At 39.5% G+C, this 19,164-nt stretch carries 24 protein-coding genes and 1 pseudogene; 10 read left to right on the top strand and 15 right to left on the bottom strand.

What is annotated here, in order from left to right; translation table 11 throughout:
* The first annotated feature begins 252 nt into the window (after window positions 1-252).
* The 3 genes from BTA34_RS18300 to BTA34_RS05700 all read left to right on the top strand — a co-directional run bounded on the left by BTA34_RS18300 (window position 253) and on the right by BTA34_RS05700 (window position 3,479).
* The gene (locus BTA34_RS18300; protein WP_045513525.1) at window positions 253-1,035 is read left to right on the top strand and encodes a hypothetical protein; all 783 of its coding nucleotides are present in this window, start codon (window positions 253-255) and stop codon (window positions 1,033-1,035) included.
* Window positions 1,036-1,127: 92 nt separating this feature from the next.
* Window positions 1,128-2,270, top strand: coding sequence for a hypothetical protein (locus tag BTA34_RS05705; RefSeq protein ID WP_151434838.1), 1,143 nt, complete (start codon window positions 1,128-1,130; stop codon window positions 2,268-2,270).
* A gap of 432 nt (window positions 2,271-2,702) precedes the next feature.
* Window positions 2,703-3,479, top strand: coding sequence for a hypothetical protein (locus BTA34_RS05700; RefSeq protein ID WP_151434837.1), 777 nt, complete (start codon window positions 2,703-2,705; stop codon window positions 3,477-3,479).
* A 243-nt stretch (window positions 3,480-3,722) separates the two neighbouring features.
* On the opposite strand, the gene BTA34_RS05695 is transcribed toward BTA34_RS05700, so the two are convergent.
* The 14 genes and pseudogenes from BTA34_RS05695 to BTA34_RS05630 form a co-directional block, all read right to left on the bottom strand.
* Window positions 3,723-4,181, bottom strand: a complete 459-nt coding sequence (locus tag BTA34_RS05695; protein WP_151434836.1) for an Hsp20 family protein — start codon at window positions 4,179-4,181, stop codon at window positions 3,723-3,725.
* Window positions 4,182-4,382: 201 nt separating this feature from the next.
* Window positions 4,383-4,490, bottom strand: a pseudogene (locus BTA34_RS18295) (cold-shock protein); the annotation flags it as partial.
* A 23-nt stretch (window positions 4,491-4,513) separates the two neighbouring features.
* Window positions 4,514-4,726 (bottom strand): RNA chaperone/antiterminator CspA, encoded by a 213-nt coding sequence (cspA, locus tag BTA34_RS05690; RefSeq protein WP_006537195.1) that lies wholly within the window; start codon window positions 4,724-4,726, stop codon window positions 4,514-4,516.
* Between the two features lie 480 nt (window positions 4,727-5,206).
* The gene (tnpA, locus tag BTA34_RS05685; protein WP_151434835.1) at window positions 5,207-5,662 is read right to left on the bottom strand and encodes an IS200/IS605 family transposase; all 456 of its coding nucleotides are present in this window, start codon (window positions 5,660-5,662) and stop codon (window positions 5,207-5,209) included.
* 213 nt (window positions 5,663-5,875) lie between these two features.
* Window positions 5,876-6,112 carry a hypothetical protein gene (locus tag BTA34_RS05680; protein WP_232797655.1) on the bottom strand — a complete coding sequence of 79 codons (237 nt, stop codon included), beginning with the start codon at window positions 6,110-6,112 and terminating at the stop codon, window positions 5,876-5,878.
* Between the two features lie 23 nt (window positions 6,113-6,135).
* Window positions 6,136-6,678: a hypothetical protein gene (locus BTA34_RS05675; RefSeq protein ID WP_151434833.1), complete on the bottom strand. Its 543-nt coding sequence runs from the start codon at window positions 6,676-6,678 to the stop codon at window positions 6,136-6,138.
* Window positions 6,679-6,690: 12 nt separating this feature from the next.
* A complete protein-coding gene (locus BTA34_RS05670) occupies window positions 6,691-7,581 on the bottom strand; it encodes a hypothetical protein (RefSeq protein WP_151434832.1) in 891 nt (296 codons plus the stop codon).
* Between the two features lie 183 nt (window positions 7,582-7,764).
* Window positions 7,765-8,169 carry an antiterminator Q family protein gene (locus BTA34_RS05665; protein WP_151434831.1) on the bottom strand — a complete coding sequence of 135 codons (405 nt, stop codon included), beginning with the start codon at window positions 8,167-8,169 and terminating at the stop codon, window positions 7,765-7,767.
* Between the two features lie 27 nt (window positions 8,170-8,196).
* Complete coding sequence (locus BTA34_RS05660) at window positions 8,197-9,222, bottom strand: DUF968 domain-containing protein (RefSeq protein WP_151434830.1); 1,026 nt, start codon at window positions 9,220-9,222, stop codon at window positions 8,197-8,199.
* The gene (locus tag BTA34_RS05655; RefSeq protein ID WP_151434829.1) at window positions 9,219-10,025 is read right to left on the bottom strand and encodes a KilA-N domain-containing protein; all 807 of its coding nucleotides are present in this window, start codon (window positions 10,023-10,025) and stop codon (window positions 9,219-9,221) included. Before BTA34_RS05655 ends, BTA34_RS05660 begins: the two co-directional genes overlap by 4 nt.
* Before the next feature lie 21 nt (window positions 10,026-10,046).
* Complete coding sequence (locus BTA34_RS18290; protein ID WP_265576270.1) at window positions 10,047-11,111, bottom strand: helix-turn-helix domain-containing protein; 1,065 nt, start codon at window positions 11,109-11,111, stop codon at window positions 10,047-10,049.
* 8 nt (window positions 11,112-11,119) lie between these two features.
* Window positions 11,120-11,299: a DUF4222 domain-containing protein gene (locus BTA34_RS05640; RefSeq protein ID WP_017628377.1), complete on the bottom strand. Its 180-nt coding sequence runs from the start codon at window positions 11,297-11,299 to the stop codon at window positions 11,120-11,122.
* 261 nt (window positions 11,300-11,560) lie between these two features.
* Window positions 11,561-12,037: a YmfL family putative regulatory protein gene (locus BTA34_RS05635; protein ID WP_036908083.1), complete on the bottom strand. Its 477-nt coding sequence runs from the start codon at window positions 12,035-12,037 to the stop codon at window positions 11,561-11,563.
* Window positions 12,038-12,074: 37 nt separating this feature from the next.
* Window positions 12,075-12,269: a Cro/CI family transcriptional regulator gene (locus tag BTA34_RS05630; protein WP_049217157.1), complete on the bottom strand. Its 195-nt coding sequence runs from the start codon at window positions 12,267-12,269 to the stop codon at window positions 12,075-12,077.
* Between the two features lie 112 nt (window positions 12,270-12,381).
* Between BTA34_RS05630 and BTA34_RS05625 the strand changes: the two genes are divergently transcribed.
* From BTA34_RS05625 to BTA34_RS05610, 4 genes are all read left to right on the top strand, one after another.
* A complete protein-coding gene (locus tag BTA34_RS05625) occupies window positions 12,382-13,020 on the top strand; it encodes a LexA family protein (protein WP_373274641.1) in 639 nt (212 codons plus the stop codon).
* Between the two features lie 389 nt (window positions 13,021-13,409).
* On the top strand, window positions 13,410-13,934 hold the full coding sequence (locus tag BTA34_RS05620) for a hypothetical protein (RefSeq protein ID WP_100157866.1): 525 nt from the start codon (window positions 13,410-13,412) through the stop codon (window positions 13,932-13,934).
* An 85-nt stretch (window positions 13,935-14,019) separates the two neighbouring features.
* Complete coding sequence (locus BTA34_RS05615) at window positions 14,020-14,271, top strand: excisionase (RefSeq protein ID WP_017628380.1); 252 nt, start codon at window positions 14,020-14,022, stop codon at window positions 14,269-14,271.
* A complete protein-coding gene (locus tag BTA34_RS05610; RefSeq protein ID WP_151434828.1) occupies window positions 14,246-15,379 on the top strand; it encodes a site-specific integrase in 1,134 nt (377 codons plus the stop codon). The genes BTA34_RS05615 and BTA34_RS05610 overlap by 26 nt, the downstream gene beginning before the upstream one ends.
* 109 nt (window positions 15,380-15,488) lie before the next feature.
* Here BTA34_RS05610 and icd read toward each other — a convergent pair whose 3' ends face one another.
* Window positions 15,489-16,742, bottom strand: coding sequence for an NADP-dependent isocitrate dehydrogenase (icd, locus tag BTA34_RS05605; RefSeq protein ID WP_151434827.1), 1,254 nt, complete (start codon window positions 16,740-16,742; stop codon window positions 15,489-15,491).
* 138 nt (window positions 16,743-16,880) lie between these two features.
* On the opposite strand from icd, the gene rluE reads away from it, so the two are divergent.
* From rluE to mnmA, 3 genes are all read left to right on the top strand, one after another.
* On the top strand, window positions 16,881-17,510 hold the full coding sequence (gene rluE / locus BTA34_RS05600) for a 23S rRNA pseudouridine(2457) synthase RluE (protein WP_151434826.1): 630 nt from the start codon (window positions 16,881-16,883) through the stop codon (window positions 17,508-17,510).
* On the top strand, window positions 17,503-17,952 hold the full coding sequence (locus BTA34_RS05595; RefSeq protein ID WP_151434825.1) for an NUDIX hydrolase: 450 nt from the start codon (window positions 17,503-17,505) through the stop codon (window positions 17,950-17,952). Before rluE ends, BTA34_RS05595 begins: the two co-directional genes overlap by 8 nt.
* Window positions 17,953-18,060: 108 nt before the next feature.
* Window positions 18,061-19,164, top strand: a complete 1,104-nt coding sequence (gene mnmA / locus BTA34_RS05590) for a tRNA 2-thiouridine(34) synthase MnmA (protein WP_151434824.1) — start codon at window positions 18,061-18,063, stop codon at window positions 19,162-19,164.

The raw sequence follows: 19,164 nt of genomic DNA, 5'->3' as shown, positions 1-19,164 counted from the left end.
TGTTCCGAGTCTTCAAAGCCGCGTTATATCAGAACCAGCTAGGATAGATAACGTGGTTTGGAACTACTGTTGGGCTGGCTCATGCAAAAAACCTACTGGCTTAAGCACACAGATTTATGCAGCAGCGTCTATTGAGAATCGAACACTAAAGGCTCTGGCGCGATCGAGTTTTAGTGCATTGGTCAGTGCTTTCGCTCCTACGACGTGATAATATTTAGGGAAAATAATTCATATTAAACAGAGAGGTTGGGAGTGACCAAGAGGGATGACTTCAAAGCAGCCACGAAATTAGCGCTTGCCCGTCGGGCTGCACATTTTTGCTCCAATCCGCGTTGTCTCAAGCTCACGATCGGGCCGCACTCCGACCCAAACAAAGCTTTGACTTCGGGTCACGCTGCACATATTCATGCGGCCTCCGAACTGGGGCCACGCTACAAGACCTCGCAGACCGTCGCAGAACGAACGTCCATAGATAACGGTCTGTGGCTTTGTCGGGAGTGCGGAGTCATTGTCGATGGTGACGACTGCGCTTACGACGCGGACTTGCTTCGCAAGTGGAAGCGAGACCACGAGAATATGGTATCAGAGGTCCGCACCGAAGGATATTCACGCAGTCTTGCCTTGCTTCAATCTGGGCGCATGGAACCGCAGATAGCGAAGGAAATCGTCTCTGCAATGACGGATCGTCGTTCGTTATGGGCCACATTCGATGCCGAATGTCCCGACCACGTACGACAGTCGCTTGATGAACTTCGTCGACGATTCACCACTATTCGGGGGAATCTCCTCGACGGAACAGCACTTGATGAAATACTGCTGTCGCTAACCAAGACGATTCTGATTTTCTTCGACGCGATGAAGTCAGTCGACCTTAGAACATTACGATGTAGTTCAGGTAATCCTGAGTGGCTCCATTTCAATGACGCACTGTCAGCACTTCGGAAATCCATAGGAATGCAGATTGCCAACCTTGCAAATGCCTACGGCATTGCCTTGTGCAAAGATCTTCAGAGTATTGCGCCGACCAGAATCTAGCCATCCTTTCACACAGGGGGCGCATAGGAGACCCATGAAGGCCCAAATAATGCAAGCCCGGGGCTTGCCAGCCTTGTTTGAGGAAAATCTTAGTGAATCCAGAGCAGATCGAGTTCAACAAACTTTTGAGCCAAAACCAGAAAGAAGCCAGCATAAAAGCATGCTTGCGAGCCGGCGACGATAAACTTAAGTGTTCTGGGAAAATTATCCATGCCCACTCTATCCAACGGGGAAAAATACTCGAATCTATCGCAGATGTAAGCGGAGAAAACGAGGGGAAAATATACCACCTTGGCTTAGCGCCGGCAGAGGACATGCAATCTATGCAGCCGGAATTTAAGCTACAAGGAATCAAAAAATTCAGCACCTTCACCGGATTCTGCGGCGGCCACGACAAAGCCATATTCCAACCGATTGAAGATGTAGCGTTCAGTGCAACGAACAAGCAGCTGAACATCTACGCCTATCGGGCTGCAGCCAAGGAATTACACTCCATCCTTGAGTCAAAGGCTTTTTTCGAAGTTCTGCTGGGTGACAAGTTAAACGTTAATGACTTTCCAGCGCACTTCCAGATGACGCTACCGCAGATCAAGTCAGGCGAAATCGAGGTCCCTGACTTCATTCTCGAAGCCATGTTGCAAGGGGAGAAGAACCATCAAATTCGGGTACTGCACATGCAGTGCGAACACAGCATTTCTGAACTGCAGCAAATCTGCGACGAGTTGACAGACACTATAGAACGCGAGGAGTCGTTGGGATTCGAGCACGTCTACCATGTCCTCGACGGTACTTTCCTTGTAGCATGCTGCGCGTCGTTTATCCCATACTTCGACCATGATGGCAGTCGGATCATATCCGAGCAGGAGGAGCAGCGAATGGCTCGATCAAGCGCAGCGAGCAATGCTGAAATAAAGAACGTGATGCTCAACGTTTTTCCGGAAGGCGATAAAACCCATGTCATCTTCACCTTCTCTAAGGGTAACCAGAGCTTCAAGGCGTCGATAGAACGACTGCTCAAGCTAGAGGATGAAGCGCTGAAGATTGGCCTTTCAAACATCGTACTCAACTACGTTGAGAACTCCGCCTACGGTCCGAAGTATATTAACGATAACTTCAGCCCTGAACAGATCAAACACATTGCGGAGGTGTTCGCGGTCTCCGTATTCGACAGAAGTAAGTTTCGAAGGAGCGGTATCAATCTATTTGTTGGAAGACCAACCGCTGCGACCAAGTAACTTACCCCTAGAGGTTTTTTCTGCGCTTGGCATATCCGCCTAGGATTTATTGCACACCTTACGCAAAGGGCTGGCCACACTGTCGCTATTGGCCAGCAGTTTTCCCTTGTGATCCGTCAACTCGGCCGTCGCCCCCCACAGTGTTAGGCAATCCTGACCTTCTCCCAGTTGATTATTACACGTCAATGTTAATCCTACATCCCTGCGGTTATGGCAAATGCCAACTTCCGCTCCTCGCTCAAATCAGCCTCTTGAGTTCTGTTTACAGGCAGTTTAGTGCCAAAAGAAGCCATTCAAAATTTGTCGGTGTGCTAATCCTCGGAGAAGACGTTTAATAGGCATGCTGAAAAGTGTAATATGATGAAATCTAGCGATATAATATCCAGCCTGTCAATATAACCCTTTAAACTGTTACCCGTAATGGAGAGAACGATGGAATGGTTTACACGAATGATTCTCGATTTACCCCCACGAGCTAAAGACGTAAAAGAATTAAGAGAAAGCGCCCCTGAATTGTTCTCAAATGAAAAGTGCAAAGGCATCACAAAGCATCCACGAGCATTCTTTCATCCTTTATATTGGGATGCATACGAACTTCACGAAGCAATTCGCGATTGGCTTCAAAGGTTTGAAGAACCAGTAACAGATATACCTGAAGGGGATTCCTGCAATCATCCGTATTGCCTACGGAAGAAAGGAGGATTTAACGTCAACAACGATATGCAATTGATGACGGTTGCAGGCGGGAAAGGCCATAATCCGCCAGCCAAATCATTTTTTAACTTGATCGACACAACAAAGATAAAAAAAGCAATAGTACAGCGAGTAATCCTCACAGATCCCTACATTTATTCAGACATTGGACAAAATGGCAACGGAGGTGGGTTTGATAATTTGTTAAAGCTATTGGAACATCTGAATATTCTTAGTACATCATCATTTGAACTTAAGCTAACACCGCAAAACGACCTTCAAAAAATAGATAGGCTTGAAAAACGAATTCAGCAAAAATTTCCTCGCTGTTCAGTCTCGAACCATAATAACACCTCAACGTTCCACGATAGGTTTATTTTTGTTCAGTACAATAGTGGAAAGGAAAAGGCTTGGTACGGACCGTCTCTTAACGGTTTAAATAGTGATTCGATAATAATATTTGGTGATGTCACAGAGGCTGATGCGCTTATGCAACTGTCACAAAGATTATTATAACAGTATAGAGAGTCCTGCATTACTAACTGAAGGTCATTCGGTACTGCTGCCATTTTAGCTTTTAGAGTGCAGTGGTTAATGTCTGCATCTCGCTCAAACCAGACAGCCTGCTCTAATTGAGCTCGGCTTACAAACTTTCTTTGCACGCCAAAATTTGAATTAGTGCAATTTAAAATTCCGAAAAAAACAATTAAGGCTACACATCATGCGTAGCCTTAATCTTATTCACGTTATCTAACTCAATTATTTTTTATCTTTATTTTCTATCGCTATTGTTTGCCGTTTTTCTTCTTCAGGCAACTCATACTCAATAGCGATGGTCAGAAGTCCACTTGATAAATCCGCTTTTTCTATTTTAACATTTTTACCGAGGTCAAATTGCAATGTAAATTGCCCTTGAAATATGCCTCGGTGGATCCATTTATCATTGTCTTCTTCTGATTTTTCTTCTTTTTTCCCTTCAATCAATAAATGACTTCCTTTTAATGAAACCGATAAGTCATTTTCTTGATATCCAGGCACACTGACTGTCAATTCATAATGGTTATCATCAATCTGTTTCAGATTATAAGTCTGTACAGGTGATACAATAGGCTTACTGCCTGTTAACTGGCTAAACAGGTGATCTATCTGATCAAAACGATTTGAAAGTAAGTTGTCAGATAATGTTGGGAATAATGAAAAAGGTTTAATGTTAGGCATATAACTCCTCCTTCAGTATTTAGTGAATTATGGGCGGTCTCTTATTTACCAAAAATATAAATATGAACGAGCAAGTATTTTTCAAGCCCTAAAATCTAAATTTTTTATCTTAGACCAATATGGGATTGTAGATAGCAAAAAACCCCGCCGAAGCGAGGTTTTGTATATTCAACTATTTAATGCTTAACTCATTTGAGCTGTCATCACACTTTTGCAAAAGATACATTTTGCGCCGTGTGGATTGTTCACTGTGACATCAAATTGTGATGTTCTATGTTGTGAACCGCTACAACAAGGGCATTTAATAATAGAGGCGAATAGTAATAGCGCCTTTAGAGAGCCACCACGTTGCCTGCTGCTGGGCCTTTCATACCATTTTCCATGGTGAATGAAACTTGTTGACCTTCAGCTAATGTTTTGAAGTTATCACTTTGGATTGCAGAGAAATGTACGAAGACATCTTTGCTACCATCAGCTGGAGTAATAAAACCAAAACCTTTACCTTCATCGAACCATTTTACTGTACCAGTCATTGTATTAGACATAGAATTTCCTTTAATTTATTTAATTTGCCATAAGGCATAGGCGGTTTGTTTTGTATTTTTACTTATGGGAATTAATTAGAAGGAATTCACAATGAAGAGGTATCGAGGATAACGCTAAACGGGAACAACTTTAAACTTACTAACATAAATAGGTCTGTACTTCCAAACCAGTGACGCTATTAAGCCATAGAAAAATTCAGATAGCAAACTTTATTTTTTAGCGATGAAACTACTTGTGTACTATCAAAAATAAAACCCTACTAATATTAACGAAGACTTCAATCAATAAGGTTCTGTAGTCGGCGTAAGCAGGCAGTAAAACGACTAAAAGTAAACTTCTTTAATTTAAAAGACCCGTCCTAAATCATAACCACCCGTAAAACGGGTGGTTTGCTCTAGCCCTATAAGGGCTTGTTACCGACTGCGCCTAAATGACGCTGCTTTCTCTTCGTTCAAGCTAAGTGTCTTTGCTACTTTGGCTTACCCCTTGAAGGGGTCGACATACTCTTTACTACTCAATTTATCTGAGATTAAATCCGACTTTTCTTGCTCTCTGATATACTTCTGAATTGTGGCTTCATTGAGTCCAACTGTTGTGACATAGAACCCTTCCGCCCAAAACTTTCTGTTGCCAAATTTATATTTAAGATTGGCATGTCTATCAAAGATCATCAACGAACTTTTACCTTTCAAATATCCCATGAAACTTGATACGCATATCTTCGGTGGAATACTCACTAACATATGAACATGATCTGGCATAAGATGCCCTTCGATTATTTCCACTCCTTTATACTTACAAAGGTCTCGAAGGATCTCACCTATACTTGAACGAATTTTATTAAAAATTACTTTCCGTCTATATTTCGGCGAAAAGACGATATGGTATTTACACAGCCACTTTGTATGTACTGAGCTTTGTGCTTTAATGCCCATAAACACCTTTCCTTATTTAAGTTACGAATATTAGCTTGAACATCTATATCGTAACGGAAAGGTGTTTTTCTTGGTATAACCTTTAATGCCCACCCGCATAGCGGGTGGTTTTATATTTAAGACGCTGACGCGACTTAAACGGGCTAAAGCCAATAATAAAAAGACCACTCAAGTGGTCTATGTAAAAAAGTATTACTAATTGATTACAATAGTTTATTTATGACAAAGTGTTTTAACTGCTTGGAGCGTGGTTCCTAGTTTTCTTACATAAATATCAGAACCAGCTCCGCTATCTGAGTGGGCCACCATTACAACTTCAAACATAGTACCTTCCTCATTTATGTCCATTTCAACCCACTCGCCAATTCTAGGGTGGGTCTTATAAAGTTTTACTCCAAGTCCTTTAGGAGTGTCAGAGGAAACATCTATTGTTATTAATTCGTACATCATGCCTCTCTTAATCTTGCGTTGAATTATGCGTCTAAATCTGCATCTGAAGACAACCACTGCAATATGAGATCAACCATCTGGTATAGAGTAAAAATCAATAATGTAAGCGATAAAAATGGTAAATATGTTGGTAATAGCAACACATAATGATTAGATGAAAACCCAAAAAGAAACTGGGATATAGACGTCAAAAAGCAACTTGATATAGCGAAAGCTAGAACCCATGATATAACAACTAAAGGCTCATATAAGTTTTTCTTTTTAAAAACAACCAATCCATTTTTCTTTTGCCAACTTTTTTTTGCAATATCAATATATTCTTTAGAATCAAACATTTTTTCTTTTAAATTAATAACGACAAACGTCAGCAATGATAACAAAAAAGAAGCTACTGCAAGGAATGCCGTAAAAATATATCCACGAATGCTTTCAGAATATACTTTTACAACTCTTTCCCAAGCACCATCATTTATATCAAAAAGTACATATATAACCACGGCATACAAAAAGGCGGAAATCCCTAATGATATCAGTACGTTGAATAAAACTCTTTTGTTAGGCTTCATAATTGTTACCTATCATTTTTGCTGTGATGTTATTAATTTGTTTTTATCTACCTTATCTATCAACACATCACATAAGCCAATATTTCCGAAATCGCTCATTTTCACATTATCTAAATCTTTTAAGTACTCATCATGTTCAATTGTATAGATACTGTTTATTGTATCTATAACATCGATCGTCTCACCGTCCATCGCGCCACTATATCTACCTTTGACACTAATTGATGACCCATGTTCCTTTTTTAGCTCTTCGATGTAATCATGAAGCTCTTTTTTGTTTTTTCTAATCTTCATTGATACACCATCTGTTCTAAAGCTTAACCTAACAGTTTTAGCTTTTTCATAACTCGACCCATTAAGAATACGGTCTCTCACTGTTGTACCAGTTAGTGTAACATTGAGCTCATCGACAAAGTCAAATTTAGATAATTTATCCATCAAAGTCGAGTTATCAACCAATCGTTGTATGTCAAACCTTTCTTTTCTAGGCACTCTTTTAGCTTTAGCTCTTACTTTTTCATAAAAGAAATTTCTTAACTTGACATCAAGACGAGCAAGCCTCATTGAGCCTTCATTGTAAACATATACTCCAGATAGATTGTCTTTTCTAAATAACAGTATGTTACACTCTAAAATGCCATTCCCATCTAATTCTTTGTAGCTTAGCAGTAGTTGATCAAGAGTATCAAACTCAGCTTGACAAAAAGATTTTGTCTTTTTCATAGTTATAGCAACAAAGATAAAGTGATTATCTCTTTCAAATGTAGAGAACATAACCTTTCTATCAACGGTCTCATAATCCATTTGATCTTTATACACATTAGCAAAATCATGAAAGAAATCAGTCACTGGATAACTAGCGACTGAAGAACGTATTTTTATTGGAGTACAATAAACTTTCATTAATTTATCTCATATAAAGTAATAATAATTATATATGAGATTAATTGTACAATGTTCAAAATAACAATCAAATATAATAATCTTACTTCACCGCTGAATAATCTCTCTCAAAATAAACAAAAAACACTATTGCTGAAGTTCATAGACTAATTGGTTTTGATGTTAGTCTTATCACAATATCAATTATTTTACGATCGTAAAGTCTTTATATAACTTTTTTACATATCGATCCATTTCCAATGGAATCTCAAGTATCATCAACATTCCTTCAATGATACCTTCCGCTTTTTGTAGTTTTTTTCCAATGTAAGTATCAGAGCAATGATGTTTTTTGGCTAACTGAATGAAAGTCATTCCAAATAAATAATAATCGAGCAAGAGATCATGCATATCACTATTTTTTTTATTTAATTGGGCCATACAACTGGAAATTACCATTGCATCATCTTCACAACACTGAGGACGAGATTTTACTTTATTAGGGATTAATCTTTTAAAACCTGCTGCGATAGAATACCATTGAACTGATTCAGTATTATCAGCACACCACGCTCCCCAACGCGATAAAACTTCCTGCATATCTCTCATACTAATACTCCCCGTGCCGTACACACGTTAAACCAATGCTCCCATTCCTAATGAACGGTTTAAAAAAGAAAATAACAATTCGATTTGATTGCCGTAAGTGGCTTCCCACAATTTCGGATCACGATGTAACTCGTCATGATGAATGCGACATAATGGAATAGTGAATAAGTCATGGGCTTTCGTTCCCATGCCTCCCATACCATGGCCGATGATATGATGTGGATCATCAGCTTGTTGTCCGCAAACACAACATGGCTGTGTTTTTACCCATTGAAGCCATTGGGAATTTTCCCAACGGCGCATTTTAGGTTTAAGAAGAAATGAGGCTGGAGGTTCAGGATCGACAGCTACATTAATAACGGGTTTTATAGCATCTAAACGCGCATTCATTACTGATAGTGCTGTCACTTCATTTGGAACAATATCAGCTTCAGGAAAACCGCCATGCACCCTGCGCTCTTTAGGTTTATCAGGCCAATTTAGAATACGACGCAATATGGCATCAGGTAATTCATCAACCAGTTTATGCATCACGGCAAAAGCAAAAAAGTCAGGTATCGTCAGCGAATGGCTATCATCTAATCTCAAACGACTGCGAATAGTATCTATCATCCAAGCAATACGATTTTTATACGCTAACTCAGCAACCCACCCCGCCGATGAATTACGAATATGATTATCATGATACCAACAAGTCCGTATCACACCGTCTTTATGCCATGTGGTTGTTAATTCATGATGATGATAACTGTCATTCTCATCGTTAATCTGGCAGCAATGAATATTTCTACCTATCCACATATTCATCGATGATAGCCCACCCATAGCTTGGATCACTTTTTCATTATTCAAAAAGCCAATAATGTCCTTGTTATTCAATAATGGCTGTTCGTTCCCTGTTAATGCGCCAGAAGGCCATTTATCTAAACTCTTTGGTACATCACTAATAATCACACGAGAATGTTGTTTTAGTTGCTCAAGCAACTCCGCTTCAGGCTTCAATAAAACAACACCAAGATCAGACTGAATATAAGGTGTTAATAATAATTTCATGCACTCACCTGCTTATTCAGCATCACCATACGGATCAATTCATCCGTTTTACTTTCAAAGAAATGAGGTTGAGTTTCACGAGGATTATTAGGGCTGGTCATGTTCTTCCCAAACTGACAGCCCCTTGCAGTCACTGACCAAAACTCTTTCACTTTGTTAGCAGTTTTCGTACTTGGCCGAGATAAACGTTCAACAATGCCGAGATCGGCCAACCGCTTATAAGCTTGTTGCGCTGAAATAGGTAATTGATGTTTTCTAATCAGTGTTGATAAAGCTACTGTTGGACGACTTGAACCATCCATTGATCCGCTTGGCGCATCAATCGCATACACAGGGGCTAATTCGGGTAAGCCTGCCATGGCTTGTAATTTTTGATACGCCCCTAGTTTCGAAGAATTTGAGAAATTCAGGCTCTTTGCCATCGATTCAAGCAATATAACTCCAGCTTGAACTTTATCGGCTAACTTTTCGTCGTGTTGCTGTTTTATCAAAGCATCAAAAGTCCGGATCACTTTTAAATGAAATGATGGGCTTATCCACATTGCATAGGCATACACTAATTCTTTGCAAACATATGTTCCTTGGTTAAGCCCACCGACAATGGTCACAATAGGAACCGCTCCTGAGATCACAGGAGCGGTTGAAATTTCATCAACCAACTCTTTAGTTTGAGTCAAAGCACTCCAATTCGACGGTTGATGCCGTTTTTCACCACCTGAGACTCGATGAAGATCATTTAAACAATAACGCCCTGCGGTATCTCGACGAATTTGAACACCATCAATAACAATTAGTCCATTCATGTTATTTTTCTCCACTCTCGTTTATAGCAAAACTTCCTGAGCAACTTGTTCCGCGACTTGTTGCCAAATACCTCGCCACGCAGCTAAACCTGCAACCTCATTCATTCGGCCTAGACCATTTTTCTTTGCCTGAATAGCGGCTAATTCTTGGATTTTATTTTTAGGTTTCCAACCCGTACCCCAGATGAGCCGGAATGTTTCATCACGCTCTACGGAGTCGATGGTGATTTTTTTCTTACCCGCCAAACGTAAGGTTAAATCATCCCATTGAGCCCTGAGTGTACGAGGACACTGAACATTCTTTTTCCAAAAATCATCTTGCGTAATTCGTTTATAGAACTGGCAAATTTCTTTGTGAGTATGCCCATCAATCGTTGTCATTAAGCGAATATCATTAGCCCAATCAGTGAAATTTGGCTCTTTAGGCGTTTTTAATCCCATCTCTTGAAACACTTCGCATTTACGACTGAATAGCCATTTAGCGCACTTCAAATCGTCAGCGGAGCCCCATTTTTGAAAGTTGGCGCTGTAAATCACAGCTTCAGGATAACGAGTTAAAAAATCATTTTTGGGCTGGTCGCTGGATTCGCCAGAATTCTGCGACGAAGAATAATTTATTGATGGATCATATTTTGAAGTTACTGATGGATCGCCCTCAGGAGCTGGCGGGTCAAAATCCCTATTTTTGCTCGATTTTGAGGGAACAGAATTTGATGCAACAAATTTTGATGGGTCAGATCCTGATGCGTCAGGTTTTGATACGTCAGATTTTGTTGGTTGAGAAAGCGCTTTCTTTGCTGATTGGTATAGTTTCTCTACATTCAGCTGATAGATATTGCTTGCGTTGCGATTGCCTTTTCTACGCTTTTCGCTGGTTAACCACCCTTCTTTTTCCAACTGTTTTATTGCTGTGCGCACCGTGCTTTCACCCGCACCAATTTGACGAGCAATTGTCACAACAGAAGGCCAACAAATGCCTTCATCATTAGAAAAATCAGCTAATCTTGCCATGATAGCGACTGATGTGAGTTTTAAACCTGCATGGGCGCAACCATCCCAAACATAGCTAGATAATTTAACACTCATAAGAGGCCTCACTTAACTCGGGTATATCTCTCTTTAAATCTTTGAACCGGCTCGCATTGTTCGTATTCACAACCATCAATCATAAAAATAACGCGCTGTTTTTCTCGATCATAACGAATGACATGAACAAGGAGCCCTCGAGGGTTTCTGTAATAGCGATCAAGACGATTGGGATCTTCATTTCGCATTGCATTTTCCTCCACTCAAGAAATAGAAATCAGCCCATGACTTTTTCAGTGTCCTCTTATCTACCAAATCAATATTTTTTCGGTAGTTGTGTGATCGATTGTCACTCGGTATGCTTTCTACATAGCGAAATGTTCCCTCTTTAGTTAAGGGTAAACAGCGAAATTGCTTTTTAGGTATTAGATGCGCTAATCTACTCATGCTTATTTCTCTTCACATCATTGAAATTGGCAACCGAAGCCAGAGGCCGTATACCTTTGGCTTCACCCTTTCTTAGTCGCTTCCTGTTTTTCACCGTATAACACTTTCAGTGAATCCAAGAACCCAATTGCATACGCAAAAACTTTTCCTGCTTTTCGATAAATACGCCCTATTTCTTCATCCGTTAAAACACCATCAACAAGACTTTCTTGAATTAAAACGGCGAGTGAACCTTGCATAGCAGCCAATGTCATTCGCATATCAAACAGCTCTACTTGATCTATCTTTTCTGCTTCTATTTTTGGTAGTGCACTCATGCCATGACGATCTAGGTGATATTCCACCAGCAACTTAGTGCCCGAAATGTCTTCCATGGCTTCCTGTTCATCAATATCAAAGAAACGACAGCCATTTTTTTCGTATAGCTTGTTATTAAACGTCTCGAGTGACATACCTAGAGCCCCTGCCATAGCAGAACGTCCACCCGGCAGTGCTTTGCACATTTCTTTAATAACTTCTTTAATTGAATGTTTGCTCATATCTACCTGCTCTATCTTTTATTGGTAGTTAATTGCCTTATGCTGTTTTGGTATTTTTTCTATAAAGTTCAGGGTTATATTTAAGTTTTCCCTTGGTGATTTTTTCTATTTCATACGCCCTTACTTTAGGAATGATATATCCCCAACCACACACCGAAGGATGTTTAATACCGAGGGCTTTTGCTGTTTTACACGTACCACCAAAAAACGTGATTACATCTTTTTTCTTCATTTGTAATCCTTTGGTAAGTGAATAATTCACACGCATACAATGTAGGATATCTTACATTTAAATGTCAAGATTCTTACATTTAGAATGTGGTAGGCTTTCCTACATGAAAGAAATGAGCGAACGAATTAAACAAAGACGCCTTGAGCTGAAAATGACACAACAGGCTCTAGCTAAAAAAGCTGGAGTTAATCGTGTAACTGTTACTGGTTGGGAAAAAGGTGACTATCAACCCAATGGCGCTAATCTTCAAGCATTAGCGAGTGCTCTTGAAACAAGCCCTATTTGGCTTGTTGATGGAAAAGAAGATCCTATTTCTAATGTTTCGTTTTTAAAATTTAATAGATCTAGTGGTGAATACCCTTTAATTAGCTGGGTAAGCGCTGGGAATTGGTCTGAGGCCGTAGAGCCATATCATAGAAAATCAATCGATACATGGTATGAGACAACTGTGCATTGTTCCGAAGAATCATTTTGGCTAGAAGTAAAAGGAGATTCTATGACCTCTCCTTCTGGACTAAGTATTCCTGAAGGGATGATTATATTAGTAGATCCCGCAGTAGAGGTTGTTAGTGGCAAGCTAGTTGTCGCTAAATTAGAATCTGAAAATGAAGTTACATTTAAGCAGTACATTGTGGATGCAGGCAACCATTACTTAAAACCATTAAACCCTCAATACCGCTTAATACCAATCAATGGAAATTGTAAAATTGTGGGTGTTGTTGTGGATGCCAAAATAGCTCATTTACCATAATTTCCTATCTCATTGATAAAAGGATCCTCTTCGGAGGATTTTTTATTACCATCACATACCGATGTAAGATTTCCTACAAAAACACTTGACACATCAATGTTGGTTATCCTACATTTTAAGTGTGCGGTGTAGGATGAGTTACATTATGATTAATATCTAATTCAATTATGTGTGTAAAAACACCTTAATAAAAATTTTCATGTGAAGATAAATAGTTTCTGTCTGTTGGGAAACAATAGAAACAGCCACAACTTGAGGTAAGCAATAATCAAGTTCAATAATTGAAACATAAAAAATAAGTCTTTATTTACCATTAACCAACATCAGGGAAATTTAATCTCGATTAATTCGAGAGGGATCTTTATTACTTAAATTATGTGGAGAGAATAATGTCTTATATTGCAACTGCAACGAATAAGCACTTCTATTACCTCGATGTACGGATCGAGGATATAGATATTCAAGACATTGCGACGGGTTTAGCTAATGAATGTCGCTTTAATGGACAGATTGATAATTTCTACTCTGTTGCTCAACACTCAGTATATGTCAGCTATTTAGTTGCTCCAGAATATGCTTTAGAAGCCTTACTTCATGATGCCAGTGAGGCCTATGTAAAAGATCTGCCATCACCGCTTAAAAAGCTATTACCTGAATATAAGGAGATAGAAAAAAGAATTGATACTGTTATTCGTCAAAAATATAACTTGCCACCCGTTATGTCGGACGCTGTGCATTTAGCCGACTTAATGATGTTAGCAACTGAAAAACGAGATTTAGATATTGATGTGGGTAGCAATTGGCTAATGCTTGAAGGCATTCCTACAAGTGATTTTATTGTTAATCCATTAACCCCTCTACAAGCCAAAGTTTTATTTTTACGTAGATTTAATGAATTAAGTAAAAGGAGCTAAATAAACAGTTCTAAAAAGTTTAAATAAATACCACCAGCATAATTAACGTCTATTTAAACTGTATACGGCAGTATGGAGAGAAAATATGTCAAGAATGGTGACTCTTGAAGCGTGGGCAAGGTTGGAATTTGGAGATGCTTCTCCTTGCATGACGGTATTACAAAAATACGCAAAGAATAACCTTATTGCACCACCTGCAATGAAAGTTGGCCGTAAGTGGATGGTTGATAGAGAAGCTCGTTATGTGGGCTATCTGTCTCTCCCCCAAATTCCTACTAAATCAACGGAACGACTTAAGAGGATAATTACAGATGGCTGCCCGACCACGAACCCATAAAATTATCATTCCTAATCTATATCGAAAGCTAGATAAACGTAACGGCAAAATTTATTGGCAATATAAACATCCCATCACTGGTAAATTTCATAGCTTAGGCACCGACGAGCAGGAAGCGAGAGAAACTGCCATTCAGGCCAATACAATTATTGCAGAACAACATACTCGACAGTTATTAAGTATTAATGAACGGTTATCAAAAATTAAGACAAATAAGTCTGAAATATCTGTCGATATATGGATGGATAAATATTTAGATATTCAAAAAGAAAGATTAGATATCGGTGAATTAAAAATTAATTCTTATCGACAAAAAATGAAACCTATTAATTTATTCCGTCAGTATTGTGGTACGAAAATATTAAAAGAGATAACCGCTTTAGATATTGCTGAAATAATAGATTCAGTCAAAGTATTAGGACATTCAAGAATGGCTCAGGTCGTTCGCATGGTGCTTATTGATGTATTTAAAGAAGCTCAACATGCTGGCTATGTTCCGCCTGGTTACAATCCTGCGAAAGCAACGAAACAACCACGGAACAGAGTGAAAAGAGAACGCATGACATTGGAAGAATGGCGCACTATTTACCAGCAAGCTAAGAACCACCCTCCTTACTTGCAATGTGGCATGTTGCTGGCCTTAACCACAGGTCAGCGGATCGGTGATATCTGTAAAATGAAATTCTCTGATATTTGGGATGACATGTTACATATACAGCAAGAAAAAACGGGGAGTAAGTTGGCCATCCCTCTCTCACTAAAATGTGAGGCTATCAATCTCTCCTTAAGGGATGTTGTTGCCCAATGTCGTGACGCGGTTGTGAGCAAATATCTCGTCCATTATCGGCATACCACCGCACAAGCGAAACGCGGTGAACAAGTCACGCCAAATACGTTAACCACAACATTTAAAAAAGCGCGAGATAAATGTGGGTTAACTTGGGAAAAAGGCACGGCACCGACTTTCCATGAACAGCGATCTTTATCCGAACGACTTTATCGAGAACAAGGAATTAATACACAAAAATTATTGGGTCATAAAACACAAAATATGACTGATAGATACCACGACGATAGAGGCAAAGAATGGCAAATTATTGCTGTTTAATTGAACAGTTTTGGGGAAGAGTTTTGGGGATATTTTGGGGAAAAATTTTATAGTACAAAAAATAAACGGGAACTAATAAGCTCCCGTTAACTATTTATCAAATCAACAATTACATGTGTTTGATAATCGCGTCACCAAACTCGCTACATTTCAGCAGTTTAGCGCCTTCTAACTGACGTTCGAAATCATAAGTTACAGTCTTAGCGGCAATCGCGCCTTCCATACCTTTAATGATTAAGTCAGCCGCTTCTGTCCAACCCATGTGGCGTAGCATCATTTCTGCGGAAAGAATGATAGAACCTGGGTTAACTTTATCTTGACCTGCGTACTTAGGTGCTGTGCCGTGTGTTGCTTCAAATAAAGCACACTCATCACCAATATTTGCGCCCGGTGCGATACCAATACCACCTACTTGAGCAGCTAATGCATCAGAAATATAGTCACCATTTAGGTTCATACATGCGATAACATCATACTCTGCTGGGCGTAACAGGATTTGTTGCAAGAAAGCATCAGCGATAACGTCTTTAACGATGATCTCTTTACCTGATTTTGGATTCTTGATTTTAACCCAAGGACCGCCATCTAATAATTCACCACCGAACTCTTCGCGAGCTAACTCATAACCCCAGTCTTTAAAGGCACCTTCGGTAAATTTCATAATATTACCTTTGTGTACCAATGTAACTGAATCACGGTCGTTATCGATAGCGTATTCAATAGCAGCACGAACTAAACGTTTAGTTCCTTCTTCTGAACAAGGTTTAATACCAATACCGCAATCTTGTGGGAAGCGGATTTTAGTAACACCCATTTCATCTTGCAGGAATTTAATCACTTTATCTGCTTCTGCGGAGCCAGCTTTCCACTCAATGCCTGCATAGATATCTTCCGAGTTTTCGCGGAAAATAACCATATCAGTCAGTTCAGGTTGTTTAACGGGGCTTGGAGTGCCTTTGTAATAACGTACTGGACGTAGGCAAATATAGAGATCAAGTTGTTGGCGTAATGCAACGTTTAATGAACGGATACCACCACCAACAGGCGTAGTAAGAGGACCTTTAATAGAAACACGATATTCACGGATAAGATCTAAGGTTTCTTCTGGTAACCAAACATCTTTACCATATACCTGTGTTGATTTTTCGCCAGTGTAGACTTCCATCCACTCAATCTTACGTTCTTTACCGTAAGCTTTCTCAACTGCTGCATCAACAACTTTTAACATTGCTGGCGTAACATCGATACCGATACCATCCCCTTCGATATAAGGGATAACCGGATTATTTGGAACAACAAGCTTACCTTTAGCATCTAGTGTAATTTTAGCGCCATTAGCCGGAACAACTACTTTGCTTTCCATCTACCTCTCCTTTCATGTAAGCGCACGCTTTGTTAATTTTTTGTAAGAGACCTGTCAATACTACTTGATTATTCAGCTAACGCCAATCGGTTCTCTTTTAAGGTATAATCAATCTCCCATTTTTTACAAAAATTAACTATGGCAAATCAACTTAAAAATAGCGCTAAATCGAGAAAACATCACACTCCATTCGCACAAAGAAAATCAGTGCGACCAAGAGGTGAGCGTAAAGTCATTATCTTCAACAAGCCCTTTGATGTTCTTGTGCAATTTACGGACGAAAATGGTAGAAAAACGCTAAAAGATTTTATTCCTATTCGTGATATTTATGCGGCAGGACGTTTAGATAGAGACAGTGAAGGACTTTTAGTCTTAACAAATGATGGGAAGCTGCAAGCAAAATTAACACAACCGGGTAAAAAAACAGGAAAAATCTACTATGCTCAGGTTGAAGGCATCCCAAGCGTTGCCTCATTACAACAATTTAGAAATGGATTAGAGCTTAAAGATGGCAAAACATTACCTGCACAAGTCGAAATAGTTGAACAACCCAAATGGCTCTGGGAGAGAAATCCTCCAATTAGAGAGCGCCAAACTATCCCGACAACTTGGTTAAAAATAACGCTATTTGAAGGTAAAAACCGCCAAGTGAGACGAATGACGGCTCATATCGGTTATCCAACATTGCGTCTGATCCGCTTTAGTATGGGAAATATTACATTGGATAATTTATTACCCGGCGAATGGAAGGAGATTGATTTTGTTTAAACCTAATGTGACTGTCGCGTGTATCGTTCATGCAAAAAATAAGTTTCTTGTTGTTGAAGAAACGGTCAATGGAAAAGCAACATGGAATCAGCCAGCTGGGCACCTTGAAGCCAATGAAACACTGATTCAGGCGGTTCAACGTGAATTATGGGAAGAAACTGGATTAACACTTCCCGTTCAACATTTTCTTAAATTACACCAATGGATTGCCCCAGATAAAACGCCTTTTCTACGTTTTCTTTTTCTTATTGAAGCACAAGAACAATTTGAAACTCAGCCTCAAGATAGTGATATTGACTGTTGTCACTGGGTTAGCGCCGATGAAATTATTCATAGCCAGCAACTGCGTTCACCATTGGTAAGAGAAAGCCTACTATGTTATCAACAAGGTGAGCGCTATCCCCTTTCTTTATTAAGTAGCTTTGGAACGCCTTTTAACTAAAGAATAGAAAAGGGAAAACAAAGCATCAAAAACAGAATAAGACTTGATGCACCTGTGTCAGTGATATGGTAAAGTATGGCGCTTATTTTTCCGCAGTGAGATCCAGTCATGTCAGATAACAGCCAAAAAAAAGTCATCGTAGGAATGTCCGGTGGCGTAGATTCATCCGTCTCAGCCTATCTTCTTAAGGAACAGGGATATCAGGTCGTTGGTCTGTTTATGAAGAACTGGGAAGAAGACGACGATACAGAATATTGCTCAGCCTCTACCGATCTTGCCGATGCGCAAGCCGTGTGCGATAAACTTGGCATTGAGCTTTATACCATCAATTTTGCTGCTGAGTATTGGGATAATGTTTTTGAACACTTTTTATCCGAATATAAAGCAGGTCGCACCCCAAACCCAGATATTCTGTGTAATAAAGAAATAAAATTTAAAGCATTTTTAGAATATGCAGCGGAAGATTTGGGTGCTGACTATATCGCAACAGGTCACTATGTTCGCCGTCGTGATGTTGATGGCAAAAGCCAATTGCTTCGCGGTGTCGATAATAACAAAGACCAAAGCTATTTCTTATACACATTAAGCCATGAGCAAATTGAACAAAGCCTTTTTCCTGTTGGTGAAATGGAAAAGCCTGAAGTCAGAAAAATTGCTGAAAAACTTGATTTAGCGACTGCAAAGAAAAAAGATTCAACCGGTATTTGTTTTATTGGTGAGCGTAAATTTACTGATTTCTTATCGCGTTATTTACCAGCTAAACCGGGTCCTATTGTCACGGTTGATGGAGAAACCATTGGTGAACACCAAGGGTTGATGTATCACACATTAGGTCAACGTAAAGGCTTAGGTATTGGTGGTACGAAAGATGGCGGAGAAGATCCTTGGTATGTGGTTGATAAAGATGTTGAAAATAACATTCTTGTTGTCGCTCAAGGGCATGAACATCCAAGATTAATGTCTGTCGGTCTAATTGCTCAGCAATTACATTGGGTATCAAGAGAGCCTATTACTGAAGCTTTCCGTTGCACTGTTAAAACACGATATCGCCAACCTGATATTGCGTGTACAGTAACACCATTAGATGAAGATAAAATTGAAGTCCGCTTTGATTATCCTGTTGCAGCAGTTACTCCGGGACAATCAGCCGTCTTTTATCAAGACGAAGTCTGTTTAGGTGGCGGTATCATTGAAACCCGTATTCAGGAGTAG

The sequence above is a fragment of the Proteus sp. CD3 genome (assembly GCF_008808075.1).
Lineage (GTDB): Bacteria > Pseudomonadota > Gammaproteobacteria > Enterobacterales > Enterobacteriaceae > Proteus > Proteus appendicitidis.
Note: the sequence above shows the minus strand (reverse complement) of the source record. Positions and strands in the feature narration are given on the sequence as shown.